The sequence below is a fragment of the Parafrankia soli genome (genome assembly GCF_001854695.1).
GTDB lineage: Bacteria > Actinomycetota > Actinomycetes > Frankiales > Frankiaceae > Parafrankia > Parafrankia soli.
This window is the reverse complement of record NZ_MAXA01000213.1, coordinates 1-22,280: the sequence shown is the minus strand read 5'-3', so window position 1 is coordinate 22,280 and position 22,280 is coordinate 1. Positions and strand designations below refer to the sequence as shown.

The 22,280-nt window shown below is 73.6% G+C and carries 13 protein-coding genes and 1 pseudogene; 7 read left to right on the top strand and 7 right to left on the bottom strand.

Going from position 1 to position 22,280, the window contains the following annotated elements; genetic code table 11:
• Positions 1-275 precede the first annotated feature (275 nt).
• Together hypF and BBK14_RS16455 are read right to left on the bottom strand one after the other, a co-directional pair.
• Positions 276-2,630, bottom strand: coding sequence for a carbamoyltransferase HypF (gene hypF, locus BBK14_RS16460; RefSeq protein WP_071063504.1), 2,355 nt, complete (start codon positions 2,628-2,630; stop codon positions 276-278).
• Positions 2,627-3,892, bottom strand: a complete 1,266-nt coding sequence (locus BBK14_RS16455; protein ID WP_071063502.1) for a hypothetical protein — start codon at positions 3,890-3,892, stop codon at positions 2,627-2,629. The genes hypF and BBK14_RS16455 overlap by 4 nt, the downstream gene beginning before the upstream one ends.
• Positions 3,893-4,487: 595 nt before the next feature.
• Between BBK14_RS16455 and BBK14_RS16450 the strand changes: the two genes are divergently transcribed.
• Entirely contained in the window at positions 4,488-6,065 is a 1,578-nt protein-coding gene (locus BBK14_RS16450; protein ID WP_071063500.1) for an ABC transporter substrate-binding protein, read from the top strand.
• A gap of 72 nt (positions 6,066-6,137) precedes the next feature.
• On the opposite strand, the gene BBK14_RS16445 is transcribed toward BBK14_RS16450, so the two are convergent.
• Positions 6,138-7,181 carry a 3-oxoacyl-[acyl-carrier-protein] synthase III C-terminal domain-containing protein gene (locus BBK14_RS16445; RefSeq protein ID WP_071063498.1) on the bottom strand — a complete coding sequence of 348 codons (1,044 nt, stop codon included), beginning with the start codon at positions 7,179-7,181 and terminating at the stop codon, positions 6,138-6,140.
• Positions 7,182-7,334: 153 nt separating this feature from the next.
• Between BBK14_RS16445 and BBK14_RS35415 the strand changes: the two are divergent.
• Positions 7,335-8,087 (top strand): annotated as a pseudogene (locus tag BBK14_RS35415) (ABC transporter permease); the annotation flags it as partial.
• Here the strand turns inward: BBK14_RS35415 and BBK14_RS16435 are convergent.
• From BBK14_RS16435 to BBK14_RS16425, 3 genes are all read right to left on the bottom strand, one after another.
• Positions 8,061-9,653, bottom strand: a complete 1,593-nt coding sequence (locus BBK14_RS16435; RefSeq protein ID WP_071063494.1) for an MFS transporter — start codon at positions 9,651-9,653, stop codon at positions 8,061-8,063. The pseudogene BBK14_RS35415 and the gene BBK14_RS16435 sit on opposite strands and share 27 nt — an antisense overlap.
• 420 nt (positions 9,654-10,073) lie before the next feature.
• On the bottom strand, positions 10,074-10,985 hold the full coding sequence (locus BBK14_RS16430; RefSeq protein WP_241831559.1) for an MBL fold metallo-hydrolase: 912 nt from the start codon (positions 10,983-10,985) through the stop codon (positions 10,074-10,076).
• Positions 10,972-11,484 (bottom strand): flavin reductase family protein, encoded by a 513-nt coding sequence (locus BBK14_RS16425; RefSeq protein ID WP_071063490.1) that lies wholly within the window; start codon positions 11,482-11,484, stop codon positions 10,972-10,974. The genes BBK14_RS16430 and BBK14_RS16425 overlap by 14 nt, the downstream gene beginning before the upstream one ends.
• A gap of 538 nt (positions 11,485-12,022) precedes the next feature.
• Here BBK14_RS16425 and BBK14_RS16420 point away from each other — a divergent pair.
• From BBK14_RS16420 to BBK14_RS16410, 3 genes are all read left to right on the top strand, one after another.
• Positions 12,023-14,986 carry an ATP-binding protein gene (locus BBK14_RS16420; protein WP_071063488.1) on the top strand — a complete coding sequence of 988 codons (2,964 nt, stop codon included), beginning with the start codon at positions 12,023-12,025 and terminating at the stop codon, positions 14,984-14,986.
• Positions 14,987-15,449: 463 nt separating this feature from the next.
• Positions 15,450-16,628, top strand: coding sequence for a DegT/DnrJ/EryC1/StrS family aminotransferase (locus BBK14_RS16415; protein ID WP_020462327.1), 1,179 nt, complete (start codon positions 15,450-15,452; stop codon positions 16,626-16,628).
• A complete protein-coding gene (locus BBK14_RS16410; RefSeq protein WP_420849166.1) occupies positions 16,595-17,881 on the top strand; it encodes a Gfo/Idh/MocA family protein in 1,287 nt (428 codons plus the stop codon). The genes BBK14_RS16415 and BBK14_RS16410 overlap by 34 nt, the downstream gene beginning before the upstream one ends.
• An 11-nt stretch (positions 17,882-17,892) precedes the next feature.
• Here the strand turns inward: BBK14_RS16410 and BBK14_RS40210 are convergent, their stop codons facing one another.
• Positions 17,893-18,075, bottom strand: coding sequence for a hypothetical protein (locus BBK14_RS40210; RefSeq protein WP_241831623.1), 183 nt, complete (start codon positions 18,073-18,075; stop codon positions 17,893-17,895).
• Between BBK14_RS40210 and BBK14_RS16405 the strand changes: the two genes are divergently transcribed.
• Positions 18,004-18,594 carry an HAD-IA family hydrolase gene (locus tag BBK14_RS16405; protein WP_241831619.1) on the top strand — a complete coding sequence of 197 codons (591 nt, stop codon included), beginning with the start codon at positions 18,004-18,006 and terminating at the stop codon, positions 18,592-18,594. The genes BBK14_RS40210 and BBK14_RS16405 overlap by 72 nt on opposite strands.
• A gap of 188 nt (positions 18,595-18,782) precedes the next feature.
• Positions 18,783-22,280: AMP-binding protein (locus BBK14_RS35410; protein ID WP_116430091.1), on the top strand; the 3,498-nt coding region annotated here is incomplete at its 3' end.

Sequence of the window (22,280 nt, the reverse complement as noted above, 5' to 3'; positions counted from 1 at the left end):
CCTCGTCGGTCGCCTCACTTGTGGCCTCACACGGCCGTGGTCGTGGCCGCCGGGTCTCCGTGGCCGGGCCCGGCGCGGGAGTCGTCGCCGTCATGGTTCCCGGCCCGCGAACAGCGCCCGCAGCCAGTGGCCGATGTCGGAGTACCCCTCTGTCGCCGCCGCCGGGCCATCCACAGGAGCGCGCGGCCCGCGTTCTCGCCCGCAAGCCGCATCCGTGGCATCGCGGCATCCGCGGGCGGACTTGTGCTGAACAACCGTATAGAAGTGGCATTCGCCTAACAAGGGTCGACAAGGGCCCGGGCGGCGGCCGTGGCGATCGCGGCCTGGCCGAGGGCCAGCCCGCCGTCACCCGGCGGGACCACACGGTGGACGAGCACCTCGAATCCCGCGGCGGCAAGCTGGGCCCGGCAGGCCCGCACGAGGACGACATTGGCGAACACCCCCCCGGTCAGCCCAACCAGGCCGACACCGCGGCGGCGCCGGGCCGTCTGCGCGACCCGGGTCACCGCGTCGGCGACCGCCAGGTGGAACGCCGCGGCGAGCGCGTCCGGGGCGAGGCCCGCGTGCAACCCGTCGACGATCTCCGCGATCACCGGCGCCGGATCGAGCACGCGGCCGTCGAACCCGAAGGCGACCGCGGGACCGGGCCGGCGGCTGGTGGCGGCGAGCGCCTCCAGCTCGAGGGCGGCCTGGGCCTCGAAGGTGCTCCGCTGGCGCACGCCGAGCAGGGAGGCGACCGCGTCGAACAGGCGGCCCATGCTGCTGCTGGGCACGCAGGACACGCCGCGGTCCACCATCGCCCGCAGCGCCCGCAGCTCGGTGGGGGAGCAGGCCCGCACCGGGGCCAGGTCGGCCGTCCATTCGACGCCGGCGGCGGCCAGGTGGGCCAGCGCGCAGCGGTAGGGGCCGCGCGCCGCCGCGTCGCCGCCGGGCAGCGCGACGGGACGCAGGTGCGCGACCCGGTCGGCGTGGGTGACGTCCGGGCCGACCAGCAGTGCCTCGCCGCCCCAGATCGTGCCGTCGAGCCCGTAGCCCGTGCCGTCGAAGGCCATCCCGAGGATGGTGTCGCCGAGGCGGCCGTGTTCGGCGAGCAGCGCGGCCACGTGGGCGTGGTGGTGCTGCACCAGGTGGGTCCGGCCGCTCTGGCCGCCCGCCCGCCGGCCCGCCCAGGCCCGGGTGACGTAGCCGGGGTGCAGGTCCGCGGCGACGGTCGCCGGCTCGGCGGCGTACAGGTCGGTCAGCCGCGCGCTCGCACGCTCCAGCGCCAGCAGCGCGTCGAGTCCGCCCATGTCGCCCAGGTGCTGCGAGACGATCGCCCGGCGACCGGCGGTCAGGCAGAACGCGGACTTGCCGTMGCCGCCCACGGCGAGCACGGACTCCACCGGACGGCCGAGGTCCACCGGCAGCGGCACGTAGCCGCGGGAGCGGCGCAGCGGCAGCACCTGCTCGCCGTCCCACCGCACGACCGAGTCGTCGCACGGCTGCAGGATCGGCCGGTCGTGCAGCAGGTACGCGTCGGCCAGCCCGGCCAGCCGCCCGGCGTCGGCGTCGGTGTCGGCGTCGGCGAAGCAGATCGGGTCGCCCGAGCGGTTGCCGCTGGTCATCACCAGCGCCCGGGGCGGGGGCGGGCCGCCGCCGGGCACCGGCGCGAACAGCAGGTGGTGCGCCGGCGTATACGGCAGCAGCAGGCCCACCAGGGGGCTCCCGGGCGCGACCCGGTCCGACAGGGGGGCACCGGGCCGGCGCCTGGCGAGCACTATCGGAGCGGCCGTGGAGGTGAGCAGTTCGGCTTCGGCGGCCGAGAGATCGGCCATCTCGGCCGCCGTCGCCAGGTCGCGCACCATCACCGCGAAGGGCCTGTCGGGCCGTCCCTTGCGCGCGCGCAGGAGCTCGACGGCGCGGTCGTCGTCCGCGCCGCAGGCCAGGTGGAAGCCGCCGATCCCCTTGACCGCCACGATCCGTCCCGCGGCGAGGGCGCGCTGGGCCGCGGCCAGCGCGGCGTCCGTGCCGTGCGTCTCGGGTCCCTCCCGGCCGGCCTGGGCCGCGACCGCCACGCGGAACCACAGCCGCGGCCCGCAGGCCGGGCAGCAGACGGGCTCGGCGTGGAACCGCCGGTCGCGGGGGTCGGTGTACTCGGCGGCGCACCGTGCGCACATCGGGAACCGGGCCATCGTCGTGGTGGCGCGGTCGTAGGGCAGCGCCTCGATGATGGTGAAGCGTGGCCCGCAGTTCGTGCAGGTGACGAAGGGGTGGCGGTACCGCCGGTCCGCCGGGTCGAACAGTTCCCGCAGGCAGTCGGCGCACACGGCGACGTCGGGCGCCACCATGGTCCGGGCACCGGCCGCCGAGGTGCTGGCCACGATCCGGAATCCGTCGTCTCCACGGCGGTTCAGGTGGGTGACGGCGACGCGGTCGACACGGGCCAGCGGCGGGGCCGGCGCGGCCAGCCGGCGCAGGAACTCGGCGACCGCCGGCCCGTCACCCTCCACCTCGGCGACGACGCAGCCGGCTTCGTTGCCGACGAGACCGGCCAGCCCCAGCGCGGTGGCGAGCCGGTGGACATGCGGCCGGAAGCCGACCCCCTGGACGACCCCCTCGACCGTCACCCGCCGCCGGATCCGGCCTGTCACGTGGCCCGGCTCATCGCGACGTGGCGGGTGATCTCGTCGAGCACCTCCCGTACCGCGGCGGCGGCGCCGGTCTCGCCGTTCTGCTCGAAGATCGAGCGGGCCTCGTGCAGCACCGCCGTCGCCTGCGGGAAGGCTCCCAGGTGTGCCAGCGCGTTGCCCTGGTTGGCCAGCGCGCGGGCGTAGCTGAGCGGGTCGGCCAGGCCTTCCCGGGTCGTGATGACCTCCTGGTAGCGGCCGACCGCCTCGACCAGATTGTCCCGCCGGTGCGCGGACGGCGCGTAGACGAGCGCGTTCGCCAGGCTCAGCTGGGTGCTCGCCCACTGCTCGGGATAGGACTGGCGGGTGTACACGGTCAACGCGGTGCGCAGGCCCTGCATGGCGACCCCGATCCGCAGCTGGTCGGACGCGGAGTTCATCGGCATGGCCAGGTAGGCGGCGGCCAGGTTGACCTGCGCGGACGCGAACAGCTCCGGGGCGGTGTCGACGGTGATCAGGCGCAGCGCGGCCAGGTAGTGCTCGGCGGCGGTGCGCAGGCCGGCCAGGTCGTCTCCGGCCAGCTCGTGGTGGACCGAGCCGAGCGTCAGATGCAGCTCGGCCCGCCCGGTGGCCAGGTCGGTGTGCTCCAGTGCCGCCAGCGCGGCGGTCAGGTCGGTGGCGACCGCGGGGCTCGGTCCCTCGGCGTCGCGGCGCAGGCCCGCGGCCGTCGCCATGAGCTGGGCGGCCAGCCCGGGGGAGGGATCGGCGGCGGCGGCGATGCCCTCGCCCAGCATCCGCGCGGCGTCGTCGAGCCGGCCGGCGGCCATCGCGTGCGCGGCGTGCGCGGACCACGCCAGGGCCGCGATCTCGCCGGTCTCGCTGGTCAGCGGCGGCGGCTCGTCCAGCTCACCGAGGGCGAAGCGGACGACGTCCACCAGGATGCCCAGCTCGGCGCCGAGCGCCTCGCGCAGCGCGGCCGGGTCCTCCGGCGGCCGGCCCGCGGGGCGGAGCACGAACCGGTTGTAGCGGGTGACCGGGTCGTCGCCGCGTAGCAGCTCGACCGCCGCGATCACGTTGCCGCGGTAGGCGAGCTCGAGCGCGGCCAGCTCCGGCGGCCACGCCGAGGGCAGCCGTCCATCCGCCAGCGTGCGGCGCAGGCCGGACGTCGTCTCGCCGCCGGGGACCAGCAGGAATCCCGCGGGCAGCGGGAACACCCCGACAGGCTGCGGGCGCGCGCAGCCGGCATACGTGTCGGTGCCCGTGGGGGCGTTGTCGTCTGCAGCCATCTGTGTCACCCGTCGTGGTTCGAGTCGTGTGCCTCGGCCGCGTCACCGGCGGGTCGCCGGACGCCCCCTCCTGGGATCGCGGCGCGGATGACATCGGTACCCCCTCGTCGGGTGGGCGCTCCCGGGCTGGTGGGCCCGCGGCGCCGTCCCGCTCGTCGGGTGCCCGCACCTCGCGGCCCGCTCGCGACGCGTCGGCGCGTGGACGCCTTCGGCAGGGAAACGCTATGTGCCAAGGGCCCGGACGCCGATCGACAGTGCGCGGACGCTGCCACCAACGCGCCCGGCCGTTTGGGACGCCGCTGCCCGGGCTCCGGAGCGACCCGGGCTCCGGAGCGACCCGGTGGGCGGTCGTCACGGCGGCTCGTCAGACACCGTGGTGGACTCGTCATGTAGAACGTAGTTCTCGCTAATGAAAGTACGTAGCCGCACGCTTGAGTAGACGTTGACTTCGCTAAAACAGCGTGACACAGTTCACTCCCCAACGGCCCTTGTGACGCGCGCGGCCAATCGATTCGGCGGTGGCTGCCCTCACACCGCTCCGGCATCGACCCCCGCTTCCGCGGGCCGGACATCTGGCACTGGAGAGAGGACGACGATGATCCGTACGAGGCGATTACTCGCCACCGCCGCCGTGTGCGCCGTGGCGATGTTCCTGGGGGCGTGCGGCGGTGGCAGCGATGGCGCCGCCGCCACGGGCGCCGCCGCCACGGGTGCCACCGGGGACCCGGTGGCGGGCGGCAGGGGACGGATCCTCATGCTGGCCGACACCAGCTCCATGGACCCGGCCAAGCTCGGCAACGCCTACGCGGCGACGGCCGTCCTGGGCAACGCCCTGTACGGGACGCTGATGATCGACGACGACAAGGGTCAGGTCGTCTACAAGATGGCCGAGTCGTTCACGAGCAGCGACAACGGCTCCACCTTCGCGCTCCGGCTGCGGCCGGGGCTGGTCTTCTCCGACGGCAGCCCGCTCGACGCCGCCGCCGTGAAGTTCAACTGGGAGCGCCTCAAGGACCCCGCGAACGCGTCGAGCTACCGCGGGGACGCCATGATGATCACCTCCACCGAGGTGGTGGACGACCGCACCCTGAAGGTCTCGATGGCCGACCCGGTGCCGAACTTCGCCGACGTCGTCCTCACCACGGGGATGAACTGGATCGCCTCGCCCGCGGCCCTGCAGCGCGGCCCGCAGGCGTTCGAGCAGAACCCCGTCGGCGCCGGTCCGTTCAAGCTCGAGCGCTGGACCCGGCAGGCCGACATCGACCTGGTGAAGAACCCGCGCTACTGGGACGCGCCCCGGCCCTACCTCGACGCCCTCACGATCCGCGCGGCCGTCGAGTCCAGGCAGCGTTACAACACCCTGCTCACCGGAGGCGCGGACGTCGCCATCGAGTCGGACTGGATCAACCTCCACAAAGCCGCGGAGAGCGGCCAGCCGAGCATCAGCAGGCCGGTCAACGGCGGCATCTTCATGGCGCTCAACATGCGCCGGGCGCCGTTCGACGACATCCGCGCCCGCCAGGCGGTGGCCGCGGCGCTCGACCTGGAGGCGCTGAACCTCGCGGTCTACGAGGGCGACGGGCAGCCCGCCGAGACGCTGTTCAACGACGCCTCACCCTTCTACTCCCAGACGCCCCTGAGGCGCGCGGACCGGGCGACCGCGCAGCGGCTGTTCGACGAGCTCGCCGCCGAGGGCAAGCCGGTGTCCTTCACGTTCACCAGCTTCCCCAGCTCCGAGAGCCGGGCGATCGCCGAGAACGTCCAGGCCCAGCTCAGCAGCTTCAAGAACGTCAAGGTGCAGGTCAAGGTCGTCCAGCTCGCCGAGTACGGCAAGATGAACGCGACGCACGACTTCGACACGTTCATCACGTCCGCGTTCTTCCAGGACCCGGAACCGAAGTTGTACACGGCCTTCCGTGGCGGCAGGGCCACCAATGTGCCCGGGGTCGACGACCCCCAGCTCAACGAGGCCCTCGGCACCGGCCGGACCGCGTCGGCGGAGGCGGACCGCAAGGCCGCCTACGACACGGTCCAGCAGCGGTTGACCGCACTGACCCCCGGGATCTTCCTCCAGCGGGTCGCGCTCAGCGCCGTCTCCGGCAAGAATGTGGGCGGTCTCGCGCAGTACGGACTCGGCTCGCTGCTGCCCGAGGAACTGTGGATCAAGAAGTAGGACCTGAGCGGTAGCCCCCTGATCCAGGGCGGGGAGCCGGCAGCCGCCACGGCTGCCGGCTCGTGCCGCGGGTCAGGCCGGTTCAGGTGCGGTCAGCACCGCGCAGGACCAGGTGAAGCCGGCGCCGGTGCTCATGACCAGGGCCGTCTCGCCGGGCGCGAGCATCTCGCGGTCGAGCAGGTCGGCGATGCCGGCGGTCAGGTCGCCCGCGCCCAGATGCCCGGTCGAGCGGCCGAAATCGATCGCCTCGGCGCCGGTCAGCCGTTCGACGATCGGGCCGAAGACAGACAGCAACGGGCTCCGGTGCACCCGCGGCAGCACCACGCACCGCAGCCTCGGGCTGCCCACGTCGGCGCCGGCCTCCTTCATGGCCAGCCCCAGCAGGGTCTCGAGACGCTCCCGCTCGGCCGTCCGGTAGCCGGAGCTGCCGTTGCGGCGCAGGTAGGCGCGTTTCGTGCGGCGGACGTCGACCGACTCCGCCGCCGCGCGCGCGGCGGCGCCGAACGAGTCGTCGCCGCGGTGCATGGCCTCGAGGTTCGGCGCTGACACCGAGGTCACCGACACCAGCCGCAGCCCCGCCGGCACGGGAGCCGCAGGCTCCGCGAGCTCCGCGGGGTTCGTCCGGCTTACCAGCACCGCGCTCGCGCCGTCACCATAGGCGACGCCGAGGTCGCTGTTCCAGCGGTCGAATCCCGGGGGGCAGAAGCGGTCCGCGGTCGTGACCAGGACGCGGGTCATCGTGGGATCGCCCAGCAGGTGGGCAGCCGCGGACTGCAGTGCGGCGGCACCGCCGTTGCACATCTGCTGGATCCCGACGGGCATCGCGTCGTGGGCGCCGAGCTGGTCGGCGATGTAGTGCGCGGGTGACCAGAAGTCGTGCCCCTGGTAGTAGCTCCAGGCGTGCAGAAGCAGATCCAGCTCGGCGCCGCGCCAGCCGGCCCGGGCCAGCGCCGCGTTGGCGGCGAGCACCGCCATCTCCGGCGCGGACGGCCCGTCCGACACGGCCAGCATGGTGTAGCCCGTGTCCTCGGGTGTTCCGCCCACCTCGGAGGGCGGCTGCCGGCGCGGGGGAAGCCAGGTGGCGGCAGAGTTGACGTAGATGGTGTCAGTCCTCATGCGGTCGCGATCTCCCCAGCGGGTGGCGGGCAGGGCGGCAGGGCACAACGGGAACCACCATCGACCTGTCAAGGATAGGCGGCACCGTAAGCGGTGTCGCAAAGTCCTGGAAACGGCGCCCGGTCGGCCTGGTGACGTCCCCGCGAACCGGCGGTGGCGAGCACACAGGGTTATCAGGCCGCACGCCGCGGGCCAGGACGCGGGAAACTGCCAGGATGGCCCGACCGCACCCGACCGCCGGTGGACCGCGGTCGCCCGCCGGTGGGTAGTCACGCGGATCTGCGCCTCGGCGCGGGGCTCCTGCTCCTGCTGGCGCTCGCGGTGGGGGCCCTCACCTGGGCCCGGGTCGCCCGGCGCAGGGACGTTCTCACCGCCTCGCTGCGTGCCGCCGTCCAGCTCACGGTCATCGGTCTGGCCCTGCGCGGGGTCTTCGCCGCCCCGCCGACCACGGTGATCGTCGTCGTACTCATGCTCACCGCGGCGGTGGGGACTGCGACCCGCCGGCTCACCGAGCTCGCGCCCGCCGGCCGGGCGGTGCTCGTCTCCTGCGTGATCGGGGCCGGTCTCCCGATGGGGGCGGTCTTCGCGGTCGGGGCGCTCGAGCCGTCCACCCGGAACCTGATCGCGCTAACCGGGAGCCTCGTCGGCGGCACGATGACGTCCTGCACGCTCACCGGGCGGCGGCTCGCCGCGGGGCTCCGGCTGCGGTGGGACGAGGTCGAGGCCTGGCTCGCTCTCGGCGCGACACCGCGGCGGGCGTGCCTGGACATCGCCCGCGCCAGCGTCTCCGAGGCGCTGGTGCCCGCGCTCGACCAGACCCGCACCGTCGGGCTGGTCACCCTCCCCGGCGCGTTCGTCGGGGCGCTGTTCGGCGGGGCCTCACCCGGGCAGGCGGCGCGCTTCCAGCTGATCGTGCTGGTCGGCCTGCTCGCGGCGGAGAGCATCGCCGGGGTCACGCTCGCTCACATGCTGGGCGCGCCGAGCCGCCTGCCCGGGGTCGCGGCGGACGCCGAGGACCGACCGGACGCCGTGCCTGCGGCGGCCCGCCGGGACGTCGGCCGCTTCGGCCGCAGCCGCAGCCGCAGCCGAGTCCGTGGCCGTGGCGGCGTGCCGTGAGCTCATCATGATCGTCACCCCGCCCAGCAGGGCGAATCCCGCGGCGATCAGATACGCGGCGGCGAACGGCCCCGGATGGAGCGTGTCGGCGACGACCGCGGAGAGCAGGCTCGTGCCGACGACGCCGCCGATCTGGCCCGCCGTCTGCTGCAGGGAGGCGACCAGCCCGAAGCTGTCCTCCGGGACGGAGCCGCTCGCGATCACGATCAGTGGCGGCTGCGCGTGCCCGAAGGCCAGGCCGCTGCCGATCAGGCCGACGATGACCAGCCACAGCATGTCCGACCGGGTGCCGAACGCCATCACGGCCAGCGCGACCACGTAGGCCGCGCCCGCGCCCGAGGCGAGCGCGCGCGGCCCGATCCTCGTCCCCACCCAGCTCGCCGACGGCGCGGCCAGCGCGATCGACAGCGTGCGGCACATCGTCACCGCCGAGGTCAGGGCCACCGACAGGCCGAAGAGCCCCTCCAGCAGCAGCGGGGTCACCAGGAAGTTCCCGAGGTGCGCCGCGGAGATCATGAACGACGCCAGCCCGGCGGTGCGGACGTCCCGTTTCGCCAGCAGCTCCATCGGGACGACCGGGTCGGTGCTGCGCCGCTCGACCACGGTGAGCAGCCAGAACAGTGGGACCACCGCGACGAGCAGCGCGATCACGATCGGCCGTGGCCCCCACGCCGCCGCGCGGTTCACCCCGAAGGTGAGCGCGAAGACGGCGGCCGCGAGCACCACCGCGCCGGTGCGGTCCAGTGGACGGCGCAGCCCGTCCCGGTCCGGCGGCAGCACGCGGAGCGCCGCGATCAGCGGGACGACCGCGATGCCGGCCTGGATGAAGAACACCGCCCGCCACCCGACGGCGTCGATGATCAGCCCGCCGACGGCGAGACCGGTGACCGCCGCCCCGGACAGCACCCCCGACGCCCACGCCGACGGACGCACCCGCTCCTGCGGCGGGAAGACCGCGAACAGCATCGCGAACGACGCCGGGATCGTCGCCGATCCCGCGAGCTGGGCGACGATGCGGAACCCGATCAGCGACGCGGCGTCCCACGCGAGCCCGGTCGCCAGCGAGAAGACGACGGCGAGGGCCGTGCCGATCAGGAACGTCCGGCGGTGGCCCCGGATGTCGCCGATCCGGCCGAGGATGGGCATGGCCACCGCGAGGGCGAACAGGGAACCGGTGACCGCCCAGGAGATCACCCCGGTGCTGGAGCCCAGGTCGTCGGCCACTGTCCGCAACGAGACTGTGAGCAGCGTCGCGGTGAAGGTGGTCGCGAACATCGCGGCCAGGCAGGTGAGCAGGACCTGACGTCGCGCGGCCACGTCGCCGCCGGCACGGCCCTCTCCGGGCTCGGTCGGCATCCGCTCCCCCCCCCCGCGCGGGCGCGGGGGCGCCGGCCGCCCAATCGTCTGTCGCGGAAGTGCTGGAAGCAACCAATCCGGCCCCGATCGGCTCTTCAGAAGCAGCCGCAACAGGGCAGTCCCCGGTCCACGGCCGGGGACTGCCCGTCGGTCTCACAGCTGCGGTCTCACATGTGCACTGCCGTCCGCGCGGTGGCCTGGCTGGTGTCCGGGGCGCCGGGGCGCACCAGGAGCCCGCAGATGATCGCACCGACCGCGAGGATGCCCGCGCCCCAGGCGAAGCTGACGCGATGACGAACTGACGCGCCGTCGCCCGCTGTGGCCCGCTGTGGCCGATCGGCCGCAGGCCACGGTTGATCATGGTGTTCCGCGGAACACCGGAACACTGGAGCGCCGGTGCCGACCGGCTCCGTCGCGGTATTAGGCCCGCGGCGTCTGTTCCGCTGCCGCCGGCGCTGGGTCGGCGACAAAGTGCAGGTAGCGCTCGGCGGAGCGGTGCATTGCGCCGTGGCCGTCCGAGCGGACGATGGTCTGCCAGAACGCGCCGTAGATCGCGTCGAAGGCGAAGGGTTCCAGCAGCCGCACGGCCCGGCGCACGGTCTCCGGGCGTTCCGGGATGTAGTTCGGGTACGAGTACATGAAGCTCACGTACCTACGGTCGAGGACGACCTGGAGGATGTCCCCGGAGAACAGGGCGCCTCGCCCGTCCTCGCCAGCGGCGTGATGCAGGACGGTGCCGCCGGCGAAGTGCACACCGCCGTTCACCAGGGTCAGCCCGTCGCCGATGGTGAGGGTGTCACCCGTCCACAGGTTGACGGCGGCGCAGCGGCGGCCGAGCCACTGCTCGTCGGCGGCGTGGACGTAGATCGGGACGTCGCCGAAGGCGCGGCTCCAGTCGACCATCGAGCCGTAGAAGTGCGGGTGGCTCACGGCGATGGCGGTGATCCCGCCGAGCTCGGTGACCTGGGCGATCAGGTGGTCGTCGAGGAAGGGCACGCAGTCCCAGAGGATGTTGCCGCTCGCCGTGGTGACGAGCAGGGCCCGCTGGCCGATGGAGATCTTCGGCGCCGAGCCGATGCCGTACACGCCCGGGCCCTCGGGTTCCAGCCGGCCGCGGAAGCCGTCCGAGCGGAGCTCGCCGAGGGTGGTCCAGCGCTGCCCGTCCCAGCCGACGTACTGCCGCTCGTCCTCGCAGACCGGGCAGTCCGGTCGCGGCGCCGCGTACTGCACCCCGCAGGTGACGCAGATCGGCAGGCCGGTGGCGAGATCCACGATGCTGTCCTCCGCGGAGCGGTCGGTCCGGGCGACGGGCTGGTTGTCAGATGCTGGCAAGCTGCCGGAACCGGCTGCCGTGGAAGACCAGCGGGGTGACGCTCGCGTCGGAATCCAGGGCGTGGATCCGCAACAGCGCGATCAGATGGTCGCCTGCGGGCACCTCGCTGACAAGCTCGCACTCGAGGGTCGCCGCGGACCCGGCGACGAACAGCGCGCCACCGGACGTCGAGGTCAGCTCCATGCCGGCGAACCGGTCACCGTCGCGGGCGGAGAGCTGACGCGCCGCCAGGTCGTGGGCCTCCCCGAGGACGCTGACGCCCAGCCGGCCGAGTGCCCGCAGCCGGGGCCAGGTGGTGGACGAGTTCGCCACGCACACCGAGACCAGCGGCGGGTCCAGGGAGACCGAGGCGAACGAGCTCACCGCCATCCCGACCGGCTCCCGGCCGGCGAGCCCACAGACAGCGGTGACCCCGCTGGGGAAACAGCCGAACGTCGTACGCAGCAGGCGTTGGTCGACCGCAGTGGCGTCGATGGCGGTCAGCCGCGCGTTGACCATCCAAGGTCTCCTCTCGCCGGGAGTCTCCCGCGACCACTCGTGTCTCCGGCCGGAGGACACGCTTCTCGCGGGCTCGCCTCCGCGCCGCGCGCCCGCATCACCTTGCTCACCTAGGACATGCTTCGACCGCTTTCTCTTCCCGTTCCGGGCATCGATCGAGGGATTCTTGCGACATCGACATCGCGCGGGCCTCCGGTCGACGGGCCTGCCACGCGGTCTCCCGCCGCGCACGCTGTGGACAGCCACTCGCTGTGGCGCCTAGACTTCCCCACGTGTGCGGTGATCTTTTCCTAACTCGCCGTATTTATCTTGACTGCGAGCGGATCAGCGGCGCGACCTGTCGCTAGCACCGCCGCCTGCCGCGGCCGGTGGTGCCGGTCGATCGACACGCTTCTCCCGGGCGGCCGCGCGCACGGCGCGAGCGTTTGGTCCGAGACTTCGCCCTTCCCCGCAAGCCGGTCAGGAACGTCCCCCATAGCCACAGCCGGGCCGTCCGGTCCGCCTCGCGGGCCGTTCCGCGTGCAGAAGGCAGTACAGAGTGCGATTCCACGTGCTGGGGCCGCTGGAAGTGATCCGGGACGGCCAGCCCATCGTCGTGCCCGGCGTCCATCAGCGTGCCACGCTCGGTTTCCTGCTGCTGCACCCGAACACGGCGGTGGCCACCAGCAGGCTGCTCCGGGCCCTGTGGGACCAGGAGCCGCCGGTGACCGCGCGCAAGATGGTGCAGAACGCGGTGGCGGGTCTTCGCCGGACGCTGGGCGGCGGGGCGGACGTGCTGACCCGCCCACCTGGATACCAGCTGAACGTCCGCGCCGACCAGGTGGATCTGGCCGCCTTCCAGGAACTGAGCGCGCGTGGCCGGGCGGAGCTGGCCGCCGGTTCGTGGGCCGCCGCTGCCGCGACCCTGTCGGCCGCGCTCGGCCACTGGCGTGGGCCCGCGCTGGCCGACCTGGCAGAGGAGGGCCTGGCCTGGCCGGAGGCCGTCGCCCTGGACAGCGCCCGCATGGTCACCTTCGAGGACTGGGCGGAGGCGCAGCTCGCCCTCGGCCACCACCAGGAGCTCGTGCCCGAACTGGAGTCGGCCGTCGAGACGACCCCGCTGCGGGAGCGGCTGACCGGGCTGCTGATGTTGGCGCTCTACCGCTGCGGCCGGCAGGCGGACGCGCTCGAGCGCTACCGGCGCACCCGGGGCGCTCTCGTCGACCAGCTCGGTCTCGATCCCGGGCACGAGCTGCAGCACCTGGAACGGGCGATCCTCGACCACGAGCCCTGGTTGACCTCACGGCCGACGGGCGCGCTCACCTCCCGCCACGCCGGGGTCCTCGCTCCGGGCCGGATGATCGCCGGCAGCGGCCCGATCGCGGGGACCGGCGCTCTCGCGGGGACTGGCGCTCTCGCGAGGGCCGGTGCGGTCGCGGGAACCGGTGGCCTGGCGGCCGGCGGTGTGGTCGCGGCGGCCGGAGTGGCTGGCATGGGCGGCGACGGCGGCGCGGCCGGTGCGCGGCTGCCGGAGGTCCTCCCGGCCCGGGCCCCCGGCGTGCACGCCGCCCGGAAATGGGTCAGTGTCCTCGCCGGTCGACTCGACATCGGCTCGGGGGCGGAGCTCTCCGATCCGGAGGACGCCGACCGGCTCCTGCGGGCCGTCACCGCCACGGTCCGGGCCGAGACCGCCCGTTTCGGCGGCGAGGTCCACACGGCGCTCGGCTCGGTGTGGATCGCGGTCTTCGGCCTTCCCCGAACCCGGGAGGACGACGCGGAGCGTGCCGTCCGCGCGGGCCTGGCCATCCGGCGGGCGGTCGCCACATCGGCGAAGGCGTCCTCGTGCGGTGTCGGACAGTACGACCTGCGGATGGCCGTCACCACCGGGGAGGTCCTCACAACCCTCACCCAGGCCACGCCGGCGGCCGCGGCTTCGGCGGCTGCCACCGCGATGTCCGGGGATGTCACCGGCCGGTGCATGCGCCTGCTGGCGTCTGCGCCCAGGGGTGAGCTGCGGGTCTGCGAGGCGACCAGGGCGGCGTCCGACGGGGCCTTCACCCATGCTTCGACGGACGGGCACGGCCGGGGCGTCGGCGGCGTGGTGGCGGTGCGCTCGGGCGGCTTGGCGAGTGCGTTCGGGGCCGGTCCGGCGGGCCGTGAAGGAGCCCTCCACGTGCCATTCCTCGAGCGGGAGCACGAGAAGGACCTGATGCACCGGCTGCTCGCCGAGACCACCCGCCGCCGCCGGCCACGGCTGGTGACGATCTTCGGCGAGCCCGGCATCGGCAAGAGCCGGCTGCTGTGGGAGTTCTGCCGGGAGGCCGGCGACGCGGCTGTCTCGCGCGACGTCCAGTTCCTGCACGGACGGATCGGGAGGTTCCAGAGCGGCCCGTTCGAGGTTCTTACGGACATCACCCGCACGTGGGCGGGGATCACCGAGGACGACTCCCGTGAACTGGCGGTGACGAAGCTCGCCGCCGCGGTCGGGATGACGGGCGCCACCTTCGAAGTCTCCCGCCGCCTGGCGGCCGAGCTGGTTCCTCTGCTGGACCCAGCCTGGCCGGGCGGCGAGGACGGAGCACGCGTGCTCGCGGCCTGGCGCCGGGCGCTCGGGAGGATCGCGGCCGTGGCTCCGACGGTGCTCGTCGTCGAGGACCTGCACCGGGGAGACGACCGGCTGCTCGACTGTCTGGAGGTGCTCGACGAGCAGCTGGGCCGCGTTCCGCTGCTTGTCGTCGCCAGCACCCGGCCGGACCTGCTCGAACGGCGGCCGTGCTGGGCCGGCGGCAAGCGTGACGCGACGACGATGTCCCTCGACCAGCTCTCCGCCGCCGCCATCCAGCATCTGATGGTCGATCTGGCGGTGCTGTACGGGCTGCGCCCCGCGTCGTCGGCGCCGCCGCTCGCGGGCGCGGGCGGCGGCGGGCGCGGGCCCGCACCCGAGACCGCGGCCCACGAGTGCGGGACGGTCGCCAAGGTCGGCGGCAATCCGCTGTTCGCGGTCGCCCTCGTCGAGATGCTCCGCGCGGCACGGGCCGCCGAGGGCGACGGAGTCTCCCCGGCTCTGCTGATCGACAGTGCGGGCCCGATCGGCCCGGGCTCCGCGATGGTGTCGATCCCGCGCACGGTTCACGGCGTGATCGCGGCGTGGCTGGACACTCTGCCCTCACGCAGCCGTCTGGTGCTGCAGGGCGCGGCGGTGTTCGGCGCGACCGTCTGGGCCGCGCCGGTCGCGGCCGAGTGCGAGCTGACCCGCGAAGACGTCCTGCGGGAGCTGGAGTACCTCGAACGCCGGGGCGTGCTGCGGCAGATGCCGGCCGTTGCCGACCCCGACCCGCACTACGAGTTCCGGCATGCCTTCGTCCGGGACGTCGCCTACTCGCAGATCCCGCGTGCCGTCCGGGGAGGGTGGCACCTGTGCTTCGCCCGCTGGTTGGGTGACGAGCACGGGCGGGTCACACAGGACGATCTCCGCCGGCACCACCACCGGCGCGCCGACAGCCTCACCGCCGCGGCCGGCTAGCGGCCGGCTGGTGCGGCCGGTCGGCCCGGCCTGGCCCGGCGCGGGAGCCGCGCGTCGACGGGCGGTCGGGACTGCTCTGACACGCGTGCCCTGAGCCTGATTTCGGCCTGCGCTGACCCGTCGGTGTCGGACGGCCTCAAAGCGGTGATTGTGAACGAATCGTGACCGTCGAATTCCCTTGTTCCCGGCCGTCCCGCGGTCATCTTCCGGGCGGCGTTTTGTGGCGCCTACGTGATCTCTTCGGATCGGTTGGAGGGGGGTGGTAGGGGTTTCCTCTGGGGCTGACGCGAAACTTCTTCTCGGCTAGCCTGAAAAATAATCCGAATCGTGYGCCTCCCCGCCTTTCCTGCTGGAAAAGGTGTGGGTGACGGCGAATCTCGGAGAAATGCGGGTGGACTGCGGTTGGAAATTCCCCGTGTGAACGTGAAACGGCTCCGGACAGTGGTGAGAAATGAGGAGAGCGATGAGTGCTGCCCCGGTTCTGCGGTCACCCCTTCCGGCGTGGCCGCAGTACGACGACGGCGAGCGGGCGGGTCTGACCCGCGCGCTCGAGCAGGGCCAGTGGTGGCGGATGGGCGGCGGCGAGGTCGATGCCTTCGAGGACGAGTTCGCGCGGTACCACGGGGCCGACCACGGCCTTGCCGTCACGAACGGCACACATGCCCTGGAGCTCGCGCTGCAGGTCCTCGGGGTCGGCCCCGGAAGCGAGGTCATCGTCCCGGCCTTCACCTTCATCTCCTCGTCGCAGGCGGCGCAACGACTGGGCGCCGTCGCCGTGCCGGTCGACATCGATCCGGTCACCTACAACATCGACCCGGTCGCCGCCGCGGCCGCGGTCGGCCCGCGAACCAGGGCGATCATGCCGGTGCACATCGCGGGCGAGGTCGCGGACATGGACGCGCTTGGCAAGATCTCCGCCGACACCGGCGTCCCCCTCCTGCAGGACGCCGCGCACGCGCACGGCGCGCGGTGGCAGGGGCGGCGTATCGGGGAGCTGGACTCGGTCGCGGCCTTCAGCTTCCAGAACGGGAAGCTCATGACGGCCGGCGAGGGCGGCGCGGTTCTCTTCCCCGAGGCGGGGCTGCGGGAGGAGGCTTTCCTGCGGCACAGCTGCGGACGCCCCAGGACCGACCGCTTCTACTTTCACCGGACCTCGGGCTCCAACTTCCGCCTCAACGAGTTCTCCGCGGCCGTCCTGCGAGCTCAGCTCGCTCGGCTGGACGGCCAGATCGACACCCGCGAAAAGCGTTGGCCGCTGCTGTCGGGACTACTCGCGGAAATTGATGGTGTCGTCCCGCAGGGCCGCGACACACGGTGCGACCGCAAACCGCACTACATGGCGATGTTCCGGATTCCCGGCCTGGTGGAACAGCAACGGAACGAGCTCGTCGACCGGCTGGTGGCGGCGGGCCTGCCCGCCTTCGCCGCGTTCCGGGTCATCTACCGTTCCGACGGTTTCTGGGAGACGGGGGCACCGGACGTATCCGTCGACGACCTGGCGCGGCGATGCCCGAACGCCGAGGCGGTCGCGGCCGACGGCATCTGGCTGCACCACCGCACGCTGCTCGGCACCGAGAAGCAGATCCACGAGATCGCCGAGATCATCGCGTGGGCGCTGACCGAGAGCCGGAGCGGGCGGTGAGCGCCCCGCTGACGGGCGCACTGGGCGCGCAGCTGGTGCCTGTTCAGTCGCGGGTGACCCAGCCGCAGCTCCAGCCCCAGCCGCCCCAGCCGCCGCGGCCGGTTCGGCTGGCGCCGCCGCGGCCCGCGACCGGCGCCGTCCGGGTAGCCGTCGTCGGGCTGGGCTGGGCCGGCAGGTCGATCTGGCTGCCCCGGCTGCGTGACCACCCGCGGTTCGCGGTCGCCGCGGCGGTCGACCTCGACGCGGACGCCCGCGCCGCGGTTGCGGCGGACGGCGTCGACGCCCTGCTGCTTGCCAGCCCGGATCTGCTGAGCCCCGACGAGATCGACCTGGCGGTCGTCGCCGTGCCGAACCACCTGCACAGTGTGGTCGGCGGCCGGTTGCTCGCCGCGGGCCTGCCGGTCTTCCTGGAGAAGCCGGTCTGCCTCAGCGGCGCGCAGGCGGAGGAACTGGCCCGTGCTGAGCGGGCGGGTGGGGCGGTCCTGCTCGCGGGCAGTGCCGCTCGCTGCCGGGCGGACGTCCGGGCGCTCTACACCCTCGCGCGGGCCTGCGGGACGATCCGGCACGTCGATCTCGCCTGGGTACGTGCCCGGGGCGTGCCCGACGCGGGCGGCTGGTTCACCGACACCACGCGCGCCGGGGGCGGGGCGCTGCTCGACCTCGGCTGGCACCTGCTCGACACGGTCGCTCCACTGGTCGGGACGGCGGACTTCACCCAGGTCGTAGGCACGGTCTCCGCGGACTTCGTCCGCAGCGGGGCGGGGGGAGCCACCTGGCGCCACGCCGGCGGCCCCGGCCCCGGCTCGGGCCGGCGCGAAACGGACCGCGGCCGGCGCGGCGACGTCGAGGACACGGCCCGGGGGTTCCTGGTCACCGAGCGCGGTGTGTCGGTGTCACTGCGGGCGAGCTGGGCCTCCCACGAGGCGCTCGACAGCACGGTGATCAGAGTGGAGGGCAGCGCGGGAACCGCCACGCTGACCTGCACCTTCGGCTTCAGTCCGAACCGGTGCGACGGATCGGTGCTGACGTACACGCGGGACGGCGACACCGTCCGGGTGCCGGTGCCGTCCGAGCCGGTGGGCGCCGAGTACCGGCGCCAGCTCGACGAGCTCCCGGACCTGCTCGCCGACCCGGGAGCGCGGGGACGCGCGGTCGCGGAGGCGCGGCGTGCCGTCGATGCTGTGGAGCGGTTCTACCGTTCGGCGCGCCCGCCAGGTGCGGCGGCGGGCGACCACCGGTCGGGACGGATCTGATGGGGCACGAGTCAGGGGCTCTCGATCCCGTTCGCTCCGGCACCGGCGGAAACGCTCGCCTTGATTTCGCCCATGCTGTCGTCTTCGATCTGGACGGCGTTGTCGTCGACAGTTTCGCCGTGATGCGGGAGGCATTCCGGATCGCCTACGCGGAGGTGGTCGGCGCAGGTTCCGCGCCTTTCGACGAATACCATCGTCACCAGGGGAGATATTTCCGCGACATTATGCGGATCATGGGACTTCCGGCGGAGATGGAGGAGCCGTTCGTCCGGGAGAGCCATCGGCTGCGGGCCGAGGTTCTCGTCTACGACGGCGTGGTCGACCTGCTCGACACCCTGCGCCGCCGTGGGTACGGCCTCGCCGTCGCCACCGGGAAGACCGGCTCGCGGGCACGCGACCTGCTGGCGCATCTCGGCCTGCTCCGCTTCTTCCACCATGTCGTCGGCTCCGACGAGGTCGCGCGCCCGAAACCGGCGCCCGACATCGTGCTGCGGGCGCTGGATCTGCTCGGCGCCCGCCCGGAACGGGCCCTCATGATCGGTGACGCGGTGACCGACCTGCGGAGTGCCCACGACGCGGGGGTTCGCGCGGCGGCCGCGTTGTGGGGGTCGCCGGACGAAGCCGAGCTTCTCGCCGCCGGCCCGGACCTCGTGCTGCGGCGGCCGGCGGACCTGCTGGCCGTCCTGCCGGCGCAGCCGGCGAGCGTCGGCTGAGCCCCGGGCAGCAGGGGGGCGGAGGCCGAAGCCGGGCGCCGGAACAGGGGTGGTGCAGGGGAGGTGGATCCGTATTTCTCGGTCAGACTGGTAAAGGCCGCAAGTTGCCGCGATGTCGTGTCTGAATCATCCCCCGGCACGCCGGCCGGGCCTCGCACCCGACGGACCAACCCGACGGAGGAATGCGAATGCTGCGCACCGAACTGATTGCACCGCTGCCCCAGCTGCTGCGCGGGAACGCCGAGCGTCTCGGTGACAGGATTGCATTCCGCGATGCCAGCCGTGCCGTCGGCTGGGTGGAGCTGGAGCGGCGCACCGGCTGGCTGGCGGGCCACCTGGCCGACCTGCGGCTGCAGCCGGGTGACCGGGCCGCGATCGTGCTCGGCAACTGCGTCGAGGTCGTCGAGAGCTATCTCGGCTTCGCCCGCGCGTCCGTGGTGGGCGTGCCGATCAATCCTCGGGTCACCGAGACCGAACTGGCCTACCTCCTCGACGACTGCGGGGCTCGGCTGGTCGTCACCGACCCGGCGCGGATCGACATGGTCGGTCGCGTCCTCCGGGACCGGCCCGGCCTGCGAGTCGTGGTGACCGGCGGCCATGCCCCGCCGCCGTCCGCCCCGGCCGGGACGCTGTCGTTCGCGGCGCTGGCGGGCGCCCAGCCCCGCTCGGCGGCCCGCGACGATCTGGGACTCGACGACGTCGCCTGGATGCTCTACACGTCGGGGACGACGGGACGTCCAAAGGGCGTGTTGTCGACCCAGCGAAGCTGCCTGTGGTCGGTCGCGGCCTGCTACGCCCCGATCCCCGGCCTGTCCGAGCAGGATCGCGTCCTGTGGCCGCTGCCGCTGTTCCACAGCCTGTCGCACATCGCCTGCGTGCTCGGGGTGACGGCGGTCGGGGCCAGTGCCCGGCTGCTGGACGGATTCGCCGCGTCCGAGGTACTCGCCGCGATCCAGGAGGACGGCTCGACCTTCCTGGCCGGGGTCCCGACGATGTACCACTACCTCGTGCGGGCGGCGCGCGAGAGCGGCTTCAGCGCGCCGAGCCTGCGGATGTGCCTCGTCGGGGGTGCGATCACCACCGCGCGGCTGCGCCGCGACTTCGAGGACGCGTTCGGCGCCCCGCTGCTGGACGCCTACGGCAGCACCGAGACCTGTGGGTCGATCACCATCAACTGGCCGACCGGCGCGCGGGTCGAGGGCTCCTGCGGACTGCCCGTACCCGGCCTGGGGGTACGCCTTGTCGACCCCGAGACCGGGCTCGACGTGGGAGCCGGCGCCGAGGGAGAGGTGTGGGTGCGCGGGCCGAACGTGATGGTCGGCTACCACAACCAGCCCGAGGCCACCGCCGCCGCACTGCGCGACGGCTGGTACCGAACCGGTGACCTGGCCCGCCGGGACGACGCCGGCTACTTCACCATCACGGGCCGGATCAAGGAGCTCATCATCCGGGGCGGCGAGAACATCCACCCCGGCGAGGTGGAGGAGGTGCTGCGCGGTGTCCCGGGCGTAGCCGACGTCGCGGTCGTCGCCCGCCCGCACGACCTGCTCGGTGAGGTGCCGGTGGCCTTTCTGGTGYCCGGCCCGGAGGGCCTCGACCCCGACCGCCTCCTGGCCACGTGCCGGGAGCGGCTGTCGTACTTCAAGGTGCCCGAGGAGCTCTACGAGATCGACCGCATTCCGCGGACCGCCTCGGGGAAGATCACCCGACACGTGCTGCTGGAACGTCCGGCACGGCTGCGTGCCGCCAGCAGCGGGCACCACGACACGCTGTTCCGGGTCGACTGGATCCCGCGCCCGTCGGTGACGTCCTCCTCGGTCCGCGCCCGCCCGGACCACACGTCGAGCCCCGCTCAGGCCGGTGGGCCCGGCCGCCAGCCCCTTTCAGCTCCGCCGGTCGGGACGCCCGTTCCGCCGGCCGGCGGCGAGCGGAGGTGGGCGATCATCGGCGCGGACGCGTTCGGATTCGCGCCGGTGCTCACCGAAGCCGGGATCCTGGTCTCCCAGTACCCGAACCTGGACGCCGTGCGACGGGCCGCCGCCGACGGCGACGAGGTTCCCGACCTCGCCGTGCTGACGTGCGGGTCGGTGCTCGGCAAGGCGGGCGTTCTCTCCGACGACGCGGCGCGGGCGGTCACCTGGCTGTCCGGCGAGATCGCCGGCTGGCTCGCCCAGGAGCGCCTGGCCGGCGTGAAACTGGTGATCGCCACCCGCAGCGCGGTGGCGGTCGGCCCCGACGACGACATCGAGGACCTGATCCGCGCGCCGCTGTGGGGCCTGCTGCGCACGCTGCAGACCGAACATCCGGACCGCTTCGTCCTGTTCGACCTCACGGTCGACGACCCGGCGGGGGCGGCGGCCCTGCCGGCCGTCGTCGAGTCGGGCGAGCCGCAGGTCGCGGTGCGGCAGGGTGTCGTCCTGCTGCCCCGGCTCGCCCGGGTGGCCGCCGTCCCGACCGACCAGGACTCACCGACGGGCGGGAACCTGTTCGCCGACCCGCTGCGGACGGTGGTCGTCACCGGCGCGGACGGCCCGGTCGGGGCCGCACTGGCCCGCCACCTGGTGGCGAACTACGGAGTCCGCAGGCTGCTGCTCGTCAGCCGTCCCGGCGTCGCGGGTGACACGGGTGGCCTGGGCGGCGCGACCGGTGAGCACTCCGCCGAGGCGCTGCGGGCCGAACTGGCGCACGCGGGGGCGACGGTCACGCATGTCCCATGCGATCTTGCCGACCGGGCGGCGCTCGCGGCGGTGCTGCACCGGCATGCCCGCTCGGTCTGCGCGGTCTTCCACGCCCAGAGCGCCGCGGGACCGGTCGGCGGGCTCCGGAACGACGAGCAGCGACTGGCCGCGACCCTGGCTGGCGCGCTCAACCTGCACGACCTGATCGGCGGGCCGGAGACCCGGGCGTTCGTCCTGTGCTCCTCGGCCGCCGGCCTGCTCGGCGGGGCGGGGCTGGCCGAGCCGGCCGCGGTGAGCGTGTTCTTCGGCGCGCTGGTCCAGCACCGCGCCGCGCGCGGCCTGCCGGCTGCCAGCGTGAGCTGGGGGCCGTGGGAGGGCAGCGAGCTGCCCGAGCTGCCCGGCTCCCGCGCGCTGCGCGTCCGGGAAGGTCTGGCCATGCTCGACGCGGCCCTCGGCGCCGATCAGAGTGTGCTGGCGGTCCTGCGCCCGGACGCCGCCGTGCTCGCCGACGACGCCCCGCCCGCGCCGCTGCGCGGACTGATCGACGTCCCGATGGCGCACCGGCCCCCGGACGACGCCGTCGCGGTCGAGCTGCGGACGAAGCTTGCCGGCCTGCCCGAGGCCGACGCTCTGCGGCTGTTGACGACCCTCGTCCGGACCGAGGTCGCGCGGGTCGCAGGCGGGTCCGCCGGCGCGGCCGTCGAGGCGGGGACGGCGTTCCGCGACCTCGGACTGACCTCGGTGACCACGGTCGAGCTGCGCAACCGGCTGACCGCGAGCACCGGCCTGCGGCTTTCCGTGACCGTGGCCTTCGACCATCCCACCCCGCTCGAGCTGGCCCGCGAGCTGCGGCGCGGGCTGCTCGGCGAGGCATCCGCCGCCGTGGCGGTCCGGAACAGGCGCGCAGTGTCGGACGAGCCGGTGGCGATCGTGGGTATGGCGTGTCGGTTGCCGGGTGGGGTGGTGTCGGCGGAGGGGTTGTGGGATGTGGTGGCGGGTGGGGTGGAT